Source organism: Effusibacillus pohliae DSM 22757 (assembly GCF_000376225.1).
Taxonomy (GTDB): domain Bacteria; phylum Bacillota; class Bacilli; order Tumebacillales; family Effusibacillaceae; genus Effusibacillus; species Effusibacillus pohliae.
The window spans coordinates 1-1253 of record NZ_AQXL01000006.1; the positions used below are offsets into that span (position 1 = coordinate 1).

The following is a 1253-nucleotide window of genomic DNA, read 5'->3' on the forward strand; positions in this document are numbered from 1 at the left end:
CAGAGGATGGATGCCGTGTCGTTATTCCCGCTCATCTTGGTGGGGCAACCGGAGCTGAGCCGGAAACTGCGGTTGAAGAAGTACGAGGCCATTTCACAGCGGATTGAGATGGCGTACCACCTCACCGGTATGACCCGGGAAGAGACGGCCGACTATGTGCGGCACCAAATTCGACTGACCGGAAAGACCGTGCTGCTGTTTACGGACAGCGCCTTGCACCTGGTGTACGCTGCCAGCCGTGGGATCCCCCGAGTCGTGAACCAAATCTGCTTACAGGCCCTGTATGATGCGGCCGCCAAGGACAGCGACGTGGTGGAAGACAGCCACATCCAGCGGGTACTGACGGACCTGGACCGGCAACGGGGAGCAATCGGGTAACCGGCTGCCTTTCTCGTGTCTGGGATGGCTGTCGGTACGGCGTTCACTCGGTTGGCGGAATGGCGGTACAACGCTCACGACAATGGCGGTGAGAAATTCACCGCCAAATAGCCTGAGCGGCTACACATTCCATGACCAGCGCCTTTGTTAAAGTGGCCTCCTGTAAGCTTCGACTGTACACAAAAGAGTCGAAACCCTTCAGTAAACGGGCTCCTTTTTCGAATTTATGGCCCGTCGCCCGTTTTTCTGCGATATAGCCCTCAATTGGAACGGCTAATGGACTCCGAAATGGATGGTGCTCAGGCATTCTGGAACACCTCTGTAACCGTCAAGTACTTTTGAACAATTTTCGTTAAATAAAATTGAACAACCCAACCTCAAAAAATAGTTTGTCGGTGTTTGAGCCGGTAGCTATCTCCGTTGAGATGAATCACCTCGCTTTTATGCAAAATGCGGTCTAAAATCGCTGTGGTGATAGCAGGATCTCCGAGCAATTCTCCCCAATCCTCGGGGCCTTTGTTGGACGTGAGAATGATCGAAGTCTGCCCGTAAAGCTTGTTGATGAGCTGGAAAAATAAATTGGCCTCCTGACGATCCATCGCCATGAACATTAAGTCGTCCAAAATTACCAAATCGGAATGGAGAATCCGCTTCACCTTGTACTGGGCATTTCGGGTGATTTCCTGCGTTTTCAACAGTTGGATGAGCGTATCCATGGTGACAAAGCTCACTTTGTACCCTTTGTTGATCGCTTCGATCCCTAGTCCTATGGCCAAATGCGTCTTCCCGTTATGGAAAGCTTTCCATAACGGGAATTATCGAAAGTATTCGGTTATGGAAAGAAATCAGCATACATCCCTATAGCATCAATGAAT

2 pseudogenes are annotated in these 1253 nt (G+C 50.8%); one reads left to right on the top strand and one right to left on the bottom strand.

Features of this window, described 5'->3' with window-relative positions:
* Positions 1-378: pseudogene (locus tag C230_RS0100045) on the top strand (ExeA family protein); the annotation flags it as partial.
* Positions 379-755: 377 nt separating this feature from the next.
* On the opposite strand, the pseudogene C230_RS18795 reads toward C230_RS0100045, so the two are convergent.
* Positions 756-1166, bottom strand: a pseudogene (locus C230_RS18795) (ATP-binding protein); the annotation flags it as partial.
* Positions 1167-1253: the final 87 nt, after the last annotated feature.